This is a genomic window from Prosthecobacter sp., from assembly GCF_044227185.1.
In the GTDB taxonomy this organism is placed as follows: Bacteria; Verrucomicrobiota; Verrucomicrobiia; order Verrucomicrobiales; family Verrucomicrobiaceae; genus Prosthecobacter.
Genome location: NZ_JBGAFO010000004.1, coordinates 147508 through 165277, shown reverse-complemented (window position 1 = coordinate 165277; position 17770 = coordinate 147508). Strand labels below are relative to the sequence as shown.

The 17770-nt window shown below is 63.2% G+C and carries 19 protein-coding genes; 10 read left to right on the top strand and 9 right to left on the bottom strand.

Features of this window, described 5'->3' with window-relative positions; genetic code table 11:
- Positions 1 to 5 precede the first annotated feature (5 nt).
- Entirely contained in the window at positions 6 to 206 is a 201-nt protein-coding gene (locus ACILSQ_RS11275; RefSeq protein WP_395743727.1) for a hypothetical protein, read from the top strand.
- Positions 203 to 589, top strand: a complete 387-nt coding sequence (locus ACILSQ_RS11270; protein WP_395743726.1) for a hypothetical protein — start codon at positions 203 to 205, stop codon at positions 587 to 589. Before ACILSQ_RS11275 ends, ACILSQ_RS11270 begins: the two co-directional genes overlap by 4 nt.
- Before the next feature lie 30 nt (positions 590 to 619).
- Here the strand turns inward: ACILSQ_RS11270 and ACILSQ_RS11265 are convergent, their stop codons facing one another.
- From ACILSQ_RS11265 to ACILSQ_RS11255, 3 genes are read right to left on the bottom strand one after another with little or no spacing between them, the layout of a single operon-like run.
- Positions 620 to 1456 (bottom strand): hypothetical protein, encoded by an 837-nt coding sequence (locus ACILSQ_RS11265; RefSeq protein ID WP_395743725.1) that lies wholly within the window; start codon positions 1454 to 1456, stop codon positions 620 to 622.
- A gap of 31 nt (positions 1457 to 1487) precedes the next feature.
- Positions 1488 to 2846 (bottom strand): DUF1501 domain-containing protein, encoded by a 1359-nt coding sequence (locus ACILSQ_RS11260; protein WP_395743724.1) that lies wholly within the window; start codon positions 2844 to 2846, stop codon positions 1488 to 1490.
- Positions 2847 to 2855: 9 nt separating this feature from the next.
- Positions 2856 to 5477: a DUF1549 and DUF1553 domain-containing protein gene (locus tag ACILSQ_RS11255; RefSeq protein ID WP_395743723.1), complete on the bottom strand. Its 2622-nt coding sequence runs from the start codon at positions 5475 to 5477 to the stop codon at positions 2856 to 2858.
- Positions 5478 to 5552: 75 nt separating this feature from the next.
- On the opposite strand from ACILSQ_RS11255, the gene ACILSQ_RS11250 reads away from it, so the two are divergent.
- From ACILSQ_RS11250 to ACILSQ_RS11235, 4 genes are read left to right on the top strand one after another with little or no spacing between them, the layout of a single operon-like run.
- Complete coding sequence (locus tag ACILSQ_RS11250; protein WP_395743722.1) at positions 5553 to 6152, top strand: riboflavin synthase; 600 nt, start codon at positions 5553 to 5555, stop codon at positions 6150 to 6152.
- A 35-nt stretch (positions 6153 to 6187) separates the two neighbouring features.
- Entirely contained in the window at positions 6188 to 6853 is a 666-nt protein-coding gene (locus ACILSQ_RS11245) for an ABC transporter ATP-binding protein (protein ID WP_395743721.1), read from the top strand.
- On the top strand, positions 6850 to 9387 hold the full coding sequence (locus ACILSQ_RS11240) for an FtsX-like permease family protein (protein ID WP_395743720.1): 2538 nt from the start codon (positions 6850 to 6852) through the stop codon (positions 9385 to 9387). The genes ACILSQ_RS11245 and ACILSQ_RS11240 overlap by 4 nt, the downstream gene beginning before the upstream one ends.
- 1 nt (position 9388) lies before the next feature.
- Positions 9389 to 10465, top strand: coding sequence for a lipocalin-like domain-containing protein (locus ACILSQ_RS11235; RefSeq protein ID WP_395743719.1), 1077 nt, complete (start codon positions 9389 to 9391; stop codon positions 10463 to 10465).
- 47 nt (positions 10466 to 10512) lie between these two features.
- On the opposite strand, the gene ACILSQ_RS11230 is transcribed toward ACILSQ_RS11235, so the two are convergent.
- The 6 genes from ACILSQ_RS11230 to ACILSQ_RS11205 form a co-directional block, all read right to left on the bottom strand.
- Positions 10513 to 11145 (bottom strand): nucleotidyl transferase AbiEii/AbiGii toxin family protein, encoded by a 633-nt coding sequence (locus ACILSQ_RS11230; RefSeq protein WP_395743718.1) that lies wholly within the window; start codon positions 11143 to 11145, stop codon positions 10513 to 10515.
- On the bottom strand, positions 11142 to 11597 hold the full coding sequence (locus ACILSQ_RS11225; protein WP_395743717.1) for a hypothetical protein: 456 nt from the start codon (positions 11595 to 11597) through the stop codon (positions 11142 to 11144). Before ACILSQ_RS11225 ends, ACILSQ_RS11230 begins: the two co-directional genes overlap by 4 nt.
- A 91-nt stretch (positions 11598 to 11688) precedes the next feature.
- Complete coding sequence (locus tag ACILSQ_RS11220) at positions 11689 to 12006, bottom strand: Dabb family protein (protein ID WP_395743716.1); 318 nt, start codon at positions 12004 to 12006, stop codon at positions 11689 to 11691.
- Positions 12007 to 12015: 9 nt separating this feature from the next.
- Complete coding sequence (locus tag ACILSQ_RS11215; protein WP_395743715.1) at positions 12016 to 12390, bottom strand: NADH-quinone oxidoreductase subunit A; 375 nt, start codon at positions 12388 to 12390, stop codon at positions 12016 to 12018.
- Positions 12391 to 12513: 123 nt separating this feature from the next.
- The gene (locus ACILSQ_RS11210; protein ID WP_395743714.1) at positions 12514 to 12867 is read right to left on the bottom strand and encodes a hypothetical protein; all 354 of its coding nucleotides are present in this window, start codon (positions 12865 to 12867) and stop codon (positions 12514 to 12516) included.
- Between the two features lie 206 nt (positions 12868 to 13073).
- A complete protein-coding gene (locus ACILSQ_RS11205) occupies positions 13074 to 14393 on the bottom strand; it encodes a PQQ-binding-like beta-propeller repeat protein (RefSeq protein ID WP_395743713.1) in 1320 nt (439 codons plus the stop codon).
- 92 nt (positions 14394 to 14485) lie between these two features.
- Here ACILSQ_RS11205 and ACILSQ_RS11200 point away from each other — a divergent pair, with 92 nt between their 5' ends.
- From ACILSQ_RS11200 to ACILSQ_RS11185, 4 genes are all read left to right on the top strand, one after another.
- Positions 14486 to 14941, top strand: coding sequence for a hypothetical protein (locus tag ACILSQ_RS11200; RefSeq protein WP_395743712.1), 456 nt, complete (start codon positions 14486 to 14488; stop codon positions 14939 to 14941).
- Positions 14942 to 15030: 89 nt separating this feature from the next.
- Entirely contained in the window at positions 15031 to 15936 is a 906-nt protein-coding gene (locus ACILSQ_RS11195) for a universal stress protein (RefSeq protein ID WP_395743711.1), read from the top strand.
- Positions 15937 to 15951: 15 nt separating this feature from the next.
- A complete protein-coding gene (locus ACILSQ_RS11190; protein WP_395743710.1) occupies positions 15952 to 17019 on the top strand; it encodes a PAS domain S-box protein in 1068 nt (355 codons plus the stop codon).
- A complete protein-coding gene (locus ACILSQ_RS11185; RefSeq protein WP_395743709.1) occupies positions 16986 to 17663 on the top strand; it encodes a response regulator in 678 nt (225 codons plus the stop codon). Before ACILSQ_RS11190 ends, ACILSQ_RS11185 begins: the two co-directional genes overlap by 34 nt.
- Positions 17664 to 17770: the final 107 nt, after the last annotated feature.

Below are 17770 nucleotides of genomic sequence, written 5' to 3'. Positions count from 1 at the left end.
GGCAGATGAAACCGGCGATTCCAGAGCAGTTTGCCAACGATCCGCTGTTTCTAGCCGTGATGAAGGACGCGCTGGAAATTCAGGACCGGTTCGCAGCCGAACCCGTGTACGCCAAAACCGGCAAAGGGTTTTTAAGGAGCGCTGGAGTGGAGGAAATTCAAAAAGCCAAAGACCTGGCAAAAAAATCCCAGTCTGCCAAAAGATGAACGATACCAGGCCCTGGCTGGAACGATTCACGTGGGATTTTGTCGTGGCGCAAAACGCCGTGCTCTGCCAGGCCAAAAACGCTCTGCACAAACCCACCTCGGATGGTTACGCTGACACCAAGGCCCTGTGGGACACTCATCATCTCGAACCGATGAGCCTGATGGAAGCTGTGGAGCTCTGCCGAAAGTGCCACCGCATGGCACCGTTCTGTTTCTACAACGGCAACACTTTCGCGGCGATTGCACGATCAATGGTGGGGCAGCTGGACCTGTCAGCCGCAGAAGCCGCCGTCTTGCGCAGCCTCACCGGCCACATCGTCGCCGGAGTGGCCACACCTGGGCAGATCGAGTCCTTCCGGAAGTTTTGTGAGAGGGATCAATGATGCTTTCGGACAAGCATTCCGGCGCCGGCATCACTGCGCTTTCTTCTTCTTAAACAGCAGGGCCGCCAGCGCCACCACGCCGCCGATGATGGCGCCGATCAATCCAGAGCGCCCGATGCTGTTGAAATCCAGCAGGCCTGCCGCAGGGCCTTCCACACGTGGATTGGCGGCCAAGACCGCGTCCCGCCAGGCCGTCACCGCCTGTTCGGCCCAGGTGCGGTCGGCGGGGGAATTGAAGCCGGCATTGGCGTAGAGGTAGAGCAGCCGTCCGTTCACCGGGACAATCATGGTGGCCACCACGCCCCGGGTTTTGGTGTCACGCCCCCCCACTTTGGCGGCCACGTTCATCGCCATCGTGAATCCGAGGCTGCTGGGAGCATCATCGAAGCATCCCAGCATTGCGATATCGCTCAGGCTGAGCGCCGTGTCTGCGTCGGTCGCATCCTGCAAAGCCTTTTCCGCCTTGCCGGAGGCCCTGGCGATCTCCTGGCGGATGCTGTCCTGCGCCTTTTCAATCTCGTCCTTGGTCTGCTGCTTCACCTCACTGAAAGTCCGCTCGCCGATCTCACGGTTTTCCAGCGCGCGCAGCACCTGCGCATTGAAGCTGCGGCCGTTCGCTGACGTGCTGTTTTTGGGCGGGTCAAAGCGCGCCAGATAGCGGTGCGTGGCGGGCAGCATGGAGTTGATCAGGCGGTCGGAGTCGGGGTTCAGCCCGTCCACACGCTCATAACCCACCGGCGCAGGCAGCTTGATCACGCGTCCGCCGACAACAGCTTCCTCGCGCGCGGCGGGTGGCGCGGTGTTCTGACCGTAGCTGGTCGCAAGACTGAGTGCAAACACCGTCAGAAGGGCAGGGAATGAGCGCATGCCGCAGAGCATTCGCGGGCGTCCTCACAAATCAAGCCACAACCGGCGTGATCACGTCTCCATACACATCCGTCAGCCGGAAGTCACGGCCCGCATAGCGGTAGGTCAGCTCCTCGTGGTTGATGCCCATCAGGTGCAGAATCGTCGCGTGCAGATCATGCACGCTCACGGGATTCTGCTCCGCGGCAAAGCCAAACTCATCCGTGCTCCCATGCACCGTTCCGCCTTTGATGCCGCCTCCTGCCATCCATACGCTGAAACCGTAGTGATTGTGGTCGCGGCCCAGCTTCGAGTTCGCGCCGCTCATCTCCACCGTCGGCGTGCGGCCAAACTCACCACCCCAGAGGATGAGCGTGTCCTCCAGCATGCCGCGCTGCTTCAAATCCGCGATCAGCGCGGCAATCGGCTGGTCAATCTGCGCGGAGAGCTTGCGGTGGTTCGTCTCGATGTTGTCATGGTTGTCCCACGGCTGCCCCGCGCCATGCCAGAGCTGCACCATGCGCACGCCACGCTCCAAAAGACGCCGTGCGATGAGCGTCTGCCGCCCGTGCACACCTTCGCCATACAGGTCCCGGATGTGCTGGGGCTCTCGCGTCACATCAAACGCATCCGCCGCCTCCATCTGCATGCGGTAGGCCAGTTCAAAGCTCTGAATGCGCGCCTCCAGCCGTGGATCGCTGCGCTCCCGGTGATGCGCTTCATTGATGCGGCGCAGCAGCTCGAGCTGCCGGTTTTGCACGCGCGCATCCGCATGTGGACTGCGGATGTTTTCAATCAGGCGGTCCACCTGCTCATGCTTTGAATCGACATACGTGCCCTGATACGCGCCAGGAAGAAAGGCCGCCTGCCAGTTCTCCGCGCTCTTGATCGGCATGCCGCCCGGACACATGGCGATAAATCCGGGCAGATTTTCATTCGCACTGCCCAGGCCATAGGTGAGCCAGGCGCCCAGGCTCGGCCGCGCCTGAATCGAATCGCCGCAGTTCATCAGCATCAGCGAAGGTTCATGATTCGGCACCTGCGCCTGCATGGAGCGGATCACCGCGATGTCATCGATATGCGCCGCCGTTTTGGCAAACAGCTCGCTCACCTCAATCCCGCTCTGGCCATAACGTTTGAATTTGAAAGGCGAAGGAAAAGCCGCGCCCGTCTTCCGCTCCGTGAGGCGATGGCTCGGCACCGGCTTGCCCGCATAGCGCTCCAGGGCAGGCTTCGGATCAAACGTGTCCACATGCGAGGGCCCGCCGTTCAGGAAGAAATGGATCACCCGCTTCGCCTTCGGCGCAAAGTGCGGCTTTGAGTCCGCCATCACATCGCCCAGCCCCAGCATCGCCATGCCCATGCCGGAGCGGCGCAAAAAATCTCGGCGTGTGAGGGGAGGGGGATTCATAGCAATCAATCAATCGACAAACATGAACTCGTTCGAGAGCATCAGCACCTGCACCAGCTGCTCCCAGGCATTGAGCTGCAGCCTGGGCTGCGCATAAAAGTCCTTCCCGGCATCCCAGGTCTCCTGCGGCGTGTCACCGCCGGAGCCGGTGGCCTGCGTGCTCGGCACAATCTTGGGCGACCACAAAAACTGATCGCTGTTCAGTCCGTCGGCGATATCCACAATGAAGTCCAGCGTGTCGCCGCTTTGAAACTCGATCGCACTCAGGCTCAGGTCCGCCTTGGAGGCCCGCAGCCGCGTGTCACGCAGCTTGCCCAGCCGCGAATGGCTCATAAAGCCACGAATGCCATCGCCCGCTTCCGGCTCATGAACCAGCACGGACTGGATGTCATACGTGCCGCTGGCAGGGGCGCTCCAGCGGCGCACCACCGCATGCTTGCGGTCGTTCCCAGGGTGCCCGCCTGCAGCCGTGAGCTGCGCCCAGCCCAGTTCCGGGTTCGGCCACGCATCCGCGCCCTGCCAGGCGCTGCCGGTGAAATGCGGCAGCGCCTTGAAATCCTTCACGCGCCCCGCGCTCTCATCCCATTCGCCATAGCCATACTGCCAGGACTTGGAGTGATCCGTTTCCACCGCCAGCGTGGCCGGCTCCTCCCCCACGAAGCGCAGACCGGCCTCGACTTCATCCTGCGTGGCACGGCGCTGGAAAAGCCGCCCGTAGATCCAATGAATCCTCGCAGCGCCTGACGGACCCGCCGCCGCATCTCGCACCAGCGCCCTCGCCTGCTGCACCACAAACGGATGATTCATCCCAAACAAGGCCTGCTGCGGCACGCTGGTCTCACTGCGCTGCGGAATGGAGAGATCAGGATTGGCAAAATCAAACGTGCGCATCACCGCCGGCACATTCTCACGATCCACCAGCGTGTAGAGCGTACGGCGCTTGTTGCTCGCGCCAAACAAAGCCTCAGGCCGGCCTCCCACTTTCAAATTCATCTGCCCCGCCGCCGTCAGCCACGCATCGCGTGCTTCTTCAAAACTCAGTCGGTGCGGGCTCATGCGCGACAGCAGCCGGTTGTCAGGATCGCGCGCATCACTCGTCTGGCTGCTCTGCTGGTAAGTCTGCGAAAGCATGAGCAGCCGGTGCATCGCCTTCAGGCTCCATCCCGAATCCATGAAGCGCTGCGCCAGCCAGTCCAGCAGCTCCGGGTGACTCGGGGTGCCGCCCTGCTTGCCAAAATCACTCGGCGTGCTCACCAGCCCGCGTCCAAAGTGGTGCTGCCACAGGCGGTTCACCATCACGCGCGCGGTCAGCGGATTGCGCGGATCAGTGATGGCCTGGGCAAGCTCCAGCCGCCCGCTTCCCTTCGTGAAAGGGCGCTGCCCGCCAAACAGGCTTAGGTACTGCCGCGGCACCGCGTCTCCCTTCGTCAGCGGATTCCCTCGCAGCAGCACACGCGGCGTGCTCGGCAGCGCGCGGTCCACCAGCACGGTGGCATGCGCCGGCGCGGCGGTGGTTTTGAGAAGATGGCGGTCCACCTCTCCCTGCGCTTTCCACAGCTCGGTGATGATCCCCGTGGGGAAATACATCTCGTTGTTCGCGATGTGCTCGTCCGGCACGTAGGCCGGTGAGTCCTCTTTCTTGAGCGCTTCCTCCGTCAGCTCCAATCCCGGATGCGCCTCCACCCACGCCTTCCAGCGGTGAACGATGAAAGGATTGATGTCCTTCTCATCAATGATCTGGTCAAAGCCCTGCTCCGGGTACTTGTCGAGTTCGGTGAGCGCCTTCTGGTAATCAGCCGCCCTCGCTCGCGTGCGCGCCATCTGCTCCTCACGGCGCTTGGTCATGAGGTCACGGTTCTTCTTCACCAGCTCCGCCAGTTTCTCATCCGCACTCGCCGCGCAGGGCACCAGGGCCTCCGCACTGCTCTGAAAGACTCCGTAGAGCGAATAGTAGTCCCGCGTGGGGATCGGATCAAATTTGTGATCATGGCAGCGCGCGCACGCCACCGTCAGCGCCTGCGTGCCGCGCATCACCACGTCAATCCGGTCATCAATGATGTCATGCGACACACCGAGAAAGCGCCGCCCCAGCGTGAGGAAACCCATCGCCGCCAGATCCGGCGACTTCGCAGGCACCACCTGGTCCGCGGCCAGTTGCAGCAGCAGAAAGCGGTCATACGGCAGGTCCGCATTCAGCGCCCGCACCACCCAGTCGCGATACGGCGTGGCATGCACCCAGTTCTTTTCCTCGCGTGCATACACATAGCCCTTGGTGTCGGAGTAGCGCGCCACATCCAGCCAGTGCCGCGCCCATTGCTCCCCATAGTGCGGTGAGGACAGCAGACGCTCGATCAGCCGCGGGTAAGCATCCGGCGAGGTATCGCGTATAAACGCCTCCGTCTCCTCCGCCGTCGGCGCCAGTCCGGTGAGATCAAAACTCGCCCTGCGGATCAGCGTGCGCGCATCCGCCCGCGGCGCGCTCTTCAGCCCCTCCTCCTTCAGCTTCGCCTGAATGAACTCATCCACTCCCGCGCCTTTCACGGGCTTCAGCGGCTGAAATGCCCAGTGCTCCGCCGCGAAAGCGCTGGCGGAAATGAGAAGGACTCCGAGCTGGACTGGGACACGAGGCATGGACCCGCGTACTACGCGCTGAGAAAGAGGTGTCCTTCCATTCGACAGCCGCCCTTTGTCCGGTTATCTCCGCCCATGTTCACAGGTCTTGTTGAAACCACCGGCAAAGTCATCTCCTTGGACCCTCGCGGAGAAAGCGCGCGCCTGACCTTGAACGTCGGCCCTATGGCCGCGGAGCTCACCGATGGCGAAAGCGTCGCCGTGAACGGCTGCTGCCTGACGGTGACGAGCAAGGATGCGGCGGCGCAAACGGCGAGCTTTGATCTGCTGATGCAAACGCTGAAGGTCACCAGCCTCGGCGATCTTCAAACCGGCTCCCTCGTCAATCTGGAGCGCGCCATGGCCATCGGTGCACGCTTCGGCGGACACTTTGTGCAGGGGCACGTGGATGCGACGGTGAAGGTGCTGGACTGGAGCGAGCACGGGCAGGACCACCGGCTGGAGGTGGAGGTCCCCGCCGACCAGCGCGGCCTCATCATCCCCAAGGGCTCCATCTGCCTCGACGGCATCTCCCTCACCGCGGCAGAGGTCACAGACACCTCCGTCGTCTGCTGGATCATTCCGCACACGTTTCAACTCACCAACCTGCACACCAAGAAGCCCGGCGACCGGCTGAATGTGGAGTTTGACATGCTGGGCAAATATGTGCGCGAGCTGATGCGTGCGATGAAGTGAGCGTCCATGCGTGCGGAGAGGCCGTTCCTTTTCTGATGCCAGTCCTTGAAGTCCAGTCTCTGACCAAAAGCTACGCGGAGCGCCCCATCCTGCGCGGCGTCTCCTTCCATCTCAATCAAGGCGAGCGCGTCGCCCTCCTCGGCCCCTCCGGCAGCGGCAAAACCACCGTGCTCAATTGCGTCGGCGGAGTCGATCACGCGGACAGCGGCAGCGTCACCATCGCCGGCCATGTTCTCGGCAGTTTAAGCGCCGATGAACTCGCCCACCTCCGCCGCAGGCACATCGGCACCGTATTCCAGTTTTATCATCTCCTGCCCACGCTCAGCGCCGCGGAAAACATCGAGCTGCCGTTGCAGCTCCTCGGCGTATCAACCAGCGAGCGCGAAGCCCGCGTGCGCGAGCTGCTCCAGCGCGTCGGCATTGCCCATCGTGCCGCGGCCTTGCCCGGTCAGTTGTCCGGTGGTGAAATGCAGCGCGCCGCCATCGCCCGCGCCGTCGTCCATCGTCCTTCGCTTCTCCTGGCGGACGAGCCGACGGGCAGCCTGGACACGGCCACGGGAGCGCAGGTTCTCGATCTCCTCTCGGAGGTCGTCCAGGAAACCCAGGCCGCCCTGCTGCTCGTCACCCACAGTCCGGAGGCCGTGCTGCATTGCCAGCGCGTGCTGCGCATGCAGGATGGCCGCATCACTGAAGCCGCATGAGCACGGTGCTTCTCATCCTGCGGCGCTGCGCCCTGCGCCACTGGCGGCTGGCTTTGAAGCAGCAGCTTGCGCTGATGCTGATTCTAGCGCTGGGCTCCAGCGTGTATCTGGCGGTGCGGCTGGCCAGCAATGCCGCGCTCTCCGGCTTTGAAACTTTCACGGAAGGCATCACGCGCCAGCCGGACTGGACGGTGCAGGGCGCTGCCGGTTACCTCCACGAGTCCGATCTCCGCGAGATGCGCACCCTGCTTGGCCCGCGCCCCGTCAGCCTCCTCCCCATCATCGAAGAAACCGCCACGCCTGCGCTGGACAAAGGCAACGGTGAGATCGGCTCCCGCGCCACCTGGCGCCTTCTCGGTGTGGACTTCGTCTCTCTGCTCAATCTCCGCGGCGAAGCCCCCGCAGGCCTCGGCTCCAGCATGCAGGCCGTGCATAACGGCGTGTGCGTCAGCCCCAAGCTCGGCGTCAAAATCGGCGAGGAGCTGCGCCTCATCGTGGATGACCGCGTCATCACCGTGAAAGTCGCCGGCATCGTGCCGGAGATTCCCGGAGTTCCCACGCTCCCCGCCCATCTGCTCCTGCTTGATCTCCCGGACGCGCAGACTCTCCTGCGGCGCGGAGACCGTGTGGATCGCGTCGAGGTGCTGGCGCAGGACAGCCCCGCCTTCCCTCATCTGCGCGCAGAAGCCGGTGAGCTGCTCAAATCCAAATGGCAGGTGCTCGGTGGCGCGGACCGCCGCCAGCTCGCAGGCACCATGACTCAGGCCTTCCGCTTGAATCTCACCATCCTCTCCCTTCTCGCCTTGCTCGTCGGCGGTTACCTCATCTTCCAGGCGCTCGATGGCGTCGTGCTCCGGCGCAGAGAAGAGATCGGCATCTTAAAATCCCTCGGCGTCACGGATCGCGCCATCCAGGTCGCCTTCCTTCTCGAAGCCGCGCTGCTCGGCCTCTGCGGCGGTGGTCTGGGCGTGCTGCTCGGCTGGCTCGGCGCGCAGGCCGCCGTCGGTGGTGTCACTAAAACCATGAACGCATTGTATGGCGCCACCAGCGCGCAGCAGGCCGCGCTCGCTCCCGGTGAAGCTCTCCTCGCCTTGTCCATTTCCGTCCTCGCCAGTTTGGTCGCCGCGTGGTGGCCGGCGCGCATGGCCGCTCGCACTCCACCCGCCCATATGCTCGGCCGCCATGCCACCCCCTTTGAAGGCGGTGCCGTCTGGCGCGTTGAGTGGATCGGCTGGGCCTTGATGCTGGCCGCCCTGCTCCTCGCTCAGCTGCCCGTGCTGCGCTATGAAAACGGCACGCGCCTTCCCTTGGCCGGTTACGCCGCCGCCTTGTTCTGGATGCTCGGCGCCGGCCTCGCCGCCAGCGCGGTGCTGCGTCTCATCGCCAGAAAAAAAGCCCTCTCCGCGGTCTGGCGCATCGCGCTCTCTCATCTCCGCCGCCCCACCGTGCGGCATCGCTTTGCCGTGGCCGCCCTCGCCAGCGCCGTGGCCATGACCACCGGCATGGCCGTCATGGTCGCCAGCTTCGACCACACCATGCGCGGCTGGATCTCTCGCACCATGAAGGCGGACATCTACGTCAGCAGTGCCGGAGCCCAGAGCGCCTCATCCACACACACCATCTCGCCGCAGACGGTGCAGGCCCTCGCTCGCGAGTCCGGAGTGGCGGAGGTCGCCGTCGTGCAGTCCCGGAAAATCCTCTGGCATGAAGGCGAGGTGCTGATCCTCGGGGTCGATCCCGAGTTCATGCACAAGCACGCCCTCTATGCCTGGGTGCAGCCGCCCCGGCACGAGCAGTGGTGGAAAACAGACGATGGCATCACGCCTGCGGTTATGAGCGAGAGCTGGAGCGAGCGCTTCCGCACCCACGTGGGCGATGTCCTCGATCTCGCCGGGCACCAGGTGCGCGTCGTCGCCATGAATGCCGAGTACGGCAATGAGCGCGGCTCCCTCGCGCTTCCTTCCTCCGTGTTTCGCCAATGGTTCGCCACCGATGAAGCCTGGCGCGTCGCCTTGATGCTCACACCCGGCACCGATGCGGAGACTCTCCGCAGCCGCATCCAGGCAGCCCAGCCGGGCCTGAGCATCTTCACCAATGCCCACATCCGCAGCGAGGCCCTGCGCATCTTCCGCCAGACCTTTTCCGTCACGCATGCGCTGGAGGTCATCGGCGTCATCGTCGCCGTCGCGGGCCTCGGTCTCGCCCTCACCAGTCTCCTGCTGGAACGCCGCGCCGTTCTCGCCACGCTTTATTCGCTCGGCATGACGCGCCGGGAGGTCGCGCACTCAGCCGCGCTCGAAGGCCTCGGCGTCGCCTGCGCCGGCGCACTCACCGGTATCGCCGCCGGCCTCTGGCTCGGCTGGCTGCTCGTCTATCGCATCAACAAACAGTGCTTCGGCTGGACCCTGCAGTTTCACGCCGTCGGCTGGCATCTCGCACTGCTCGGCGCGGCGGTCGTCGCCGTTGGCATGCTGGTGGCCGCCATGGTCGGCCGCTGGGCCGTGCTGCTGCCACCCGACCACACCGAGGAATGACATGAAGCACCTCCTTTCCCTTCTTCTCATCCTCGTCGCCGCCTTTCTGCACGCGCAGACCACGTCAGACGGCTTCGCCCTTCCTCAGCCCGGCCGTGTCTTCGTGTTTCCCCGCGATCACGGCAGCCATCCCGAATTCCGCACCGAGTGGTGGTACGTCACCGGCCACCTCGATGCCAAAGACGGCCGCCGCTTCGGCTTTCAGGTCACCTTCTTCCGTCAGGCCCGGCATGAGGATGGGAAGACGCTGCACCTCCATCTCGCACACGCCGCGCTGCTCGATGCACAAACCGGCCACTTCCTCCACGAAGAACGCCTGAACCGCGAAGGGTGGGATGCCTCGTCCTCCGAAACCACCCTCGCCGTGCACAACGGCAACTGGTCCCTCACACTCGATGAAGCCACCCAGCACCTCCACATCGCCGCCACCGTCAAGCACGAGGCCTTGCTGCAGTTGGATCTCGAACCCCTCAAGCCCCTCGTCATCTTCGGCAAAGACGGCGTCTCTCGCAAAGGCGCCTCCGCCTCCGCCGCCAGCCACTACCTCACCTGGCCCCGCTTAAAAACCACCGGCACCGTGAGGCTCGGCACACAGCAGCATACCGTCACCGGTGAGGCCTGGATGGATCACGAGTTCAGCAGCAGCCAGCTCGAGGCAGGGCAGGTGGGCTGGGACTGGGCTGCCCTGCAGCTCCGAGACGGCCGCGAGATCATGGTCTATCGCATGCGCCGGAAAGACGGTACCCTCGATCCCGCCTCCACGCTGGCGGTGATCGATCCGCAGGGGCAGGTGCGTCACCTTAACGCCTTCACCTGGGAGGTGCTGGGCACCTGGAAAAGCCCGCGCAACAACGCCGAATACCCGAACCACGTGCGCATCAGCTTGGAGGGGGAAACACTGGAGCTGAAGCCACTAGCCGCCGATCAGGAGCAGGACGGCGGCATCACCCGCCTGCCGTATTGGGAAGGCGCCTGCGATGTGCTCGATGCTCACGGTCAGTCCACCGGCCGTGCTTTCCTGGAACTCGCGGGGTATGCCGGCGATCTCGCTGGCCATCTCACACCAAAGGCGCCGTAAACCTCACTGCAGCGCCTGATTTACGACGGGCAAAAGTCGGATGCCTTTTATCCCAATGCTGCCTGAAGCTCCAAGATCAGGCCGGCAACGAGTTCTTTCTTGTCACGAAACAAATCATCTTCCTCAAAAGCCGGTCGGAAGCGACCCTCCAGTCGGTTCATGTCGGTGGTGAGCATTCGCAGTCGCGCAATCGCTTCCTGCTCAAACTCGGCGCGAAAGTGCGTTGCCAGGAAATGCACATCATACAGATCACGTGCCGTGGTCCGGTTCTCCAGCGCACGAGTCTTTTGTTCGATGAGTCGTCCGGCTCGGTAGGTGCGCAGGCCGGCGCGTTCCACCACATCCTCCTCAGTCACCGTATCACGGCATGACACCTCCACCTTCAGGCGACCCTGCACCGCCTCGCACTCATACTCGATCCGGTAGCGTTGCACGGTCTCCGTGTCCTTCGTCCGGGTGATGCGCAGTTGTTGTGTTAACGGACGCAGCGCATGTTCGATGCGGCTTTCGAGATTCAGTTTCTTCGGCGCATCGAAGTCCAGATCTTCCGAAAACCGGTCCAGACCATAGCATAGCAGCAGCGCCGTCCCACCCTTCAGCACCAGCGGCGTCTCCTGCACTGCACTCAAAACTTTCCGCATGATGTTGACATGCAGTTGCTGGCCTGGAGTGAAGTTCATTGCTGCGCCAGCCACTCGTCCAGCAGCCTGATGGGGGCTGTTTCTTTCAGACGGTCACGCAGCCGCGCGATCTCCACCTTCAGATGTTCAGCCTCGGTGTCGGTGTCGGAATAATCGGCGATGCGCAGATGATCAGGGCGGCGGCCTTGCTGGAGGTTGCCCAGCAGCAGATCAAGGAAAGCCCGGTCACGGTTTGCCGCATAAAAAGTGCTACCCGCTGGGAGTGGCACGCCGCTGTTGCGTAAAATCGCCGCACACTCCCTGACCCCGGTCGTTCCCAGCAGTCCCGACGTATCCGGGAAATTCCGGCCAGCGATGCGAAAGCTCGCCCGCCCTTCAAGAAAAGTGTCCACGAAATGCCAGTTCACAAACGCTGTCTCACCGTCCGGGATCGTCATCGCGGACGTCCCGGTGAGGTAGTGCTCAGGCGTTGTCGCTGGCAGCGTCGTCATACGGGAAGTGTGCCACACCTCATCAAACCAGCCAAGGCCCAAGTTGGCGGAGCTCTACTCTTCCAGGCTGCGGTGGGAAATCCGTCTTCTCCTACGAGTACTTCACATCCTTCCGCGGCTCCATCTCAAACGCCGTGCTCTCCTGCTCGGAGATGTTCGGCTTCAGCACTTCCTCGCGGAATTTGATGTAGTGGGGGTCGTCCTGGCAGATGGCGAGCTTGTCCATGCTCTCCACTTCCAGATAGACGAACCACGGATAGGGCTCGGAAGGGTTCACCCGCTTGCCGGTCTTCACCGTCAGCACCTCGGGCACGCGCAGGAGCATGACGCGGGTCTGCGACATCATGGTCTCCAGCTTTTCCTCCGTGACCTGGGGCTTGAGCTGAAACAGGCTGAGATAAGCGATCATGAAAGCAGACTAGGATTTCCAGTCGAGAACGCCTTTCTTCCAGGCATACACGAAGGCCACCAGCAGGATGGAGACAAACCCGGTGGCCACCGCCAGGATGGAGCCGCCAAAGGCCGCCAGGTAGTCCTTGTAAATGATCGACCAGGGATAGAGGAACACGACCTCGATGTCGAACAGCACAAAGAGCATCGCCACGATGTAGAACTTCACGCTGAAGCGTGGCTGGCTGTCTCCCACCGGCAGCATCCCGCACTCGTAGGCGGAGTCTTTGATCGCGTTGCGCTTCGCCGATCTGCCGAGGAGCGCGGAGGCGATCAGCGTCACGACGGCGAAACCACCGGCAAGGACGATCTGGAGCAGGACAGGGATGTAATTCTCAAACATGGGGGTGAAGGACCCGCAATGGGTAGCGAGACGCGCGGCAGCGTCAAACCCGGACGGAAACAAAAAGGGCCGCCCTGCCCGGCGGCAGAGCGGCCCAAAAGGGTCGAAACGAAGCCTCGATGATCAACCGCGGGCGGCTGCGGCGGCCGTGGTGCGGGCCACCACGGCGGCGCTGCGGGCGGCGATGGCCGCATTGTGCGCGGCGCGCAGGCCTTCCAGGCCGCGGTAGGTCTTGCCCACCTTGGCGCACAGGCCGCGGCTCACCAGGTTCTGCAGCTTCTCATAGGAGCGCAGGCGCAGCATTTCCTCGCCACCGCTCACGGCGTTCTTCAGCTTCAGATTGTCATACACCAGCCCGAACAGCGTGTTAAACTCGTAAGTCTCCGGCTTTGAAAGCACATTGACTAGCTCGTCTGTGACATGATCAGGGACTCGGCGGGAGAAGCGTGTCTTGCGTGTCGGTGTGGTGGTAGGCATAGGGACTTTCAGCTTACCTCATCTTTAGCTTCTTTGCGACGGTTTTGTGATTCCAGGAGGTTTTTTCTCCTACGCCGCATGCGCAATGATAGAAAATCCGACCTGGTGCCGTTTCCTCTAGCTACAGACCCTCTGCCGGTGTTTACATGGCATGGTCTTTTTTTAGTGGTTTGAGTAGTCCCTGACCCCTAAATCGGTAGCTTCCCCTATTGGGCGGAGATCTTGTACAAGGCCCCGCTGGTGCGGATAAACAGGGCCCCTTCCGCCACCGCCGGCGAGGCCGAAATCCGCTCCCCGAGCTGGTTTTGGCGGATCAGCTCAAATTTCTCCGGAGAGGCCCGCACCAGAAAGCTTTCGCCCCGGTCGTTGGAGAAAAGCAGCTTGTCCCCCAGCACCAGTGGCGCCGGCACGTGCTGGCCCGGCAGGCGGTCATCCCACAGGTCCTTGCCCGATTTCACATCCATCGCACTCACGATGCCCCCGCGGGTGATCTGGTACAGCGTGCCGTTCACCAGTGCCGGCGCCGCTTCGCTGGCGTTGCGCTTCTCGCGGTCCCACAGCACGTGGCTGTCGGTGATGTCTCCCGTCATCTTGTCGTCGATGCGCACGCCGATGGTGTGGGCGCGCTCAGAGCCCGTGTTGAGGATGAGCATGTCTCCCAGGCGCAGCGGCGGGATCGCCGCATTGAAGCCCCCATGGCGGATCGTCCACAGCTCCTTGCCCGTGGTGACCTCATAACCAAAGGCCGCGCGGGAGCCGATGGAGACCAGCACTTCCTTGCCGCCCATCTTGAACACCCCCGGCGTGTGGTAGGCCTTGCGCATGTCCCCGTCCCGCGTGGGCTTGCCTTCCTTGTCCAGGTCGTGGTAGTCCGTGGTGCGCGCGGTTTTCCACACGCTCTTCCCCGTCTTCTTGTCCAGCGCGGTCACAAACTGCTGGTCAATGCCGTCAAAGGTCAGGATGAGCAGGTCGCCGTAAACGACCGGGGAAGACCCCGGGCCGCGGTAGTGCCGCACATTGATGTCCCGCCGCTCCCACACTTTTTTCCCCGTCGCGGGGTCGATCCGCGCCGTGCCATAGGTGCCAAAGTGCACATACAGCGCATCCTCCTCCAGCACGGGGGAGGGGGCGGCGTAGTTGTTGATGGGATTGCCCAGGTCTTCCGGAGACGCATTTTCAAACACCACGTCATGGTGCACGACCTTCCCGCTCTTGCGGTCGATGCCGTACAAAAACTGCTGCTTCCCGTCCGCGGTGGCTGCGGTGAACCAGATCATGTCACCCCCGATCACCGGAGAGGAGTGGCCCTGGCCTTCCAGCGCCGTGCGCCAGGCGATGTTTTTGCCGGAGGCTCCGTCCCACTCCAGCGGAATGCGCGCCACATCCGCCGCGGGCACGATGCCGTCCTGCGTGGGTCCGCCCTTCGCGGGCCAGAAGACAGGCGCCGTGGCCGGCTGTGCGTGCGAAGTCACAGACAGCAGGGCAAAGGCGAGGGCGAGGGTGGTGAGGGCGTGCGTGCGGATCATGGGCGTGAAGTTGACGGAACGAACGGGAAATTCTTTCGCCATTGAAAAGAGCATGCATGGTTCCCTGCAGCCAGCCGTATCCCTCGACGATCATGAAAAAGACCCTTCTCGCCTGCCTTGCCCTCACCCTCTGCCTGCACCCGCTGCGTGCTGACGACACCATCGACCAGCTCCGCCGCGCCGCCGAAAAGCTGAAAAACGAATTCTCCAAGGTGAAGGAGAAGGGCGAGGTCAAAGGACGCGAATGGTATAAAAGAGCCAAGGAACATCTGACCACCAGCCGCCCCGAATATCTCAAGCAGTCCGCCGACGCCCTCTCCCGCTGGAAGGCCGACATCGACGTGCTCAAAGACCAGGGCGGCCGCGACTACTTCAAGACACGCGTCACGGCTCTGGAGCAGCATCATGCCTTTGCGGTCAAGGAGCTGGAAACCCTCACCGCCATCACCGACGAGGCCCAGTTTCGCGCGCGGCAGAAGAGTTTTGACAAGACGCTCTGGACGCTCGAGGCCGCCGTGGAGCAGGCTCAGGAAGAGGCCGGGCTCTGACCGCAAGCCCTGCCCACAGCCTCACAATCCCGGCGCGGCATTGCCTTTTTCAGACGGCTATGATGAAATGACTTCAATCCCTCCCGCTTATGAAAAAGCTCCATCACGTCATCGCCGCCATCGACTTCACCCCTACCTGCCGCATCGCCCTGCGGGAGGCGGTCCACCGCGCCTCGCTCGACGCCGCCACCATCACCGTCGTCCATGTCATGGACGAGTTTCTCGTGCATGAGCTCAAGCAGGCCCTCGCCACCGACCAGGCCACCGTCCGCGCGGAATGGCTGGAGCGCCTGAAGAAATTTGTGACGGATGCCGAGGTGGGCGCGGGAGTGAATGCGGAAGTGCGCATTGGCAATCCCTTCACCGAGCTGGTGGCGGCCTGCCGCGACCACTCCGCCGACCTCCTCGTGATGGGCGCCAAGGGATCGCGCAATGAGCCGCACCGCATCGGCGTCATTGCCGCCAAGTGCGTGCGCAAGGCCCCGGTGGATGTCCTGGTCGTGCGCGAGGACGCCCAGGGTCCGTTCAAACGCATCGTCGCCTGTGTCGATTTTTCCGAAAACTCCGCCAAGGCCGTGCAGTGCGCCCTGCACATCGCTCAGCAGGATGGCGCCACGCTCGACTGCCTGCATGTGTTCCAGAGCGCCCTGGCCATGTCGCTCGACTACGGCGGCTTTGCCCCCTCGCTGCCCGCCACCTATGATCCCCAGGCTGTGGAGGTGTGGCGCAAGGACCTGGCCGCCTTCCTGGAGCCCCTGACCCGGGACGCGGCCGGCGTCACCGTTTCCCAGCATGTCACAGAGCGCGTGAACATCCGCGAGGCCATTCTGGATCACGTCGGCGAAGTCCAGGCATCCCTCGTGGTGCTCGGTACGAACGGCAAAACCGGCCTGCGTGAGATGCTCATCGGCACCACGGCGGAAAAAATCGTCCAGCATGCCCCCTGTTCCATCCTCGCCGTGAAGCCGGATGGTTTCGTCATCTCGCCTGATTGATCTCCTCGTTCATCCATGAAGAAGCACGCGCCTGAGGAGTCCAGCGTAGCCCAGCTGCAGGCGGCGCTTCAGGCCAGCGAGCAGATCTCCAGCGCCATCGTGGAGACCGCCGTCAATGCGATCATCACGATCAATTCCGACTGCCTCATCGAAACCGTCAACACCGCCACCGAGCGCCTCTTCGGCTACAAGAGCAGCGAGCTCATCGGCAAAAACATCAGCGTGCTCATGCCCCAGCCTTATCGAGACCGGCACGACGGCTATGTGCACAACTACCTGCGCACCGGCGTGAAGCGCATCATCGGCATCGGGCGCGAGGTTGTGGGCCAGCGCAAGGACGGCTCCGTCTTCCCCATCGACCTCTCCGTGGGGGAGGCCGTGCTGCCCAGCGGCAGGCGCATCTTCACCGGCATCATTCGAGATCTCACGGAGCGCAAGGCGCTGGAGGACAAGCTGCTCCACATCAGCGAGGAGGAGCAGGCCCGCATCGGCCAGGACATTCACGATGATCTCTGCCAGCAGCTCGCCGCCATCGGCTGCCTGGCCAAGGTGGCGGAGAACCATCTGCTGAAGGCCGGCAGAGCCGAGGCGGAGAGCCTGGCGGAGATTGTGGATCTCGTCACCAGGGCCAACACCCGCGCCCGCGAGATGTCCCGCGGGCTCATGCCGGTGGTCATCGACTCCGCCGGTCTCATGGCCGCTCTGGCGGAGCTCGTCCAGAGCACCGCCCGTGCCTACGGGGTCGTTTGTGATTTCCGCTATGACAATCCGGTGCAGGTCAGTGACAACAAGCTCTCCGTGCAGCTCTTCCGCATCGCGCAGGAGGCCCTCTCCAATGCCGTGAAGCACGGCCAGGCCCGCCGCGTGGACATTCATCTCTCCCGGCAGAAGGGCCACATCGTCCTCACCATCCGTGACAACGGCATCGGCATCCCGGATTCGCCGGCCAAAGGAACCGGCATGGGGCTCTTGACCATGAGCCATCGCGCTCAAATGATGGGGGGCACTCTTAAAATCGAGCCCCGCCAAGGCGGCGGCACCCAGGTCACATGCAGCGTTCCCGCACCAGCAAAAAACCCGTGAAGCGTCTTGTCCTCATCGACGATCATCCCATCATGCGGCACGGTCTCGCCCAGTTGATCCGTGCCGAGGAGGGGCTTGATGTCGTGGGAGAGGCGGGCAGCGCGCGTGAAGGACTCGACGCCATCGGCAAGCTCAAGCCCGATCTCGTCGTCGTGGATCTCACCCTGCCCGACAAGAACGGCCTCGAGCTGGTGAAAGACATCCGCGTCCTCCATCCCGCCACGCAGTGCATCGTGCTCTCCATGCATGATGAGATACTTTATGGCGAGCGCGCGCTGCGTGCCGGCGCCCGCGGCTATGTGATGAAGGAGGCTGCCGCGGATCACCTCGTCACCGCGATTCACAAGGTCATCGGCGGCGGTCTTTATCTGAGTGAAACTCTCAGCGCACGCATGCTTGAGCAGGTCACCGGCGCCTCCCGCGCCAGGGCCACCGGCATGGACGCCCTCACGGACCGCGAGCTGGAAATCCTCGGCCTCATCGGCCGGGGCGTGGCCACGAAGATCATCGCCGCGCAGCTGAACATCAGCGCGCGAACGGTTGAGGCCCATCGTGCCCACATCAAGGAAAAACTCGGCATGACGGATGGTGCCGCGCTCGTGCGCTATGCCGTGCAGTGGGTGGAAAGCAGGACAAAGATCTAGCTCCGGCCGCTTGGAAATCGTCTCATGAAAGGGCTCGGATTCATGCTGCTGATGACCTCCGTGCCGTGCGGATGCCGGTCGGCCGGCTCCTGATGCAGGCCAGTCAA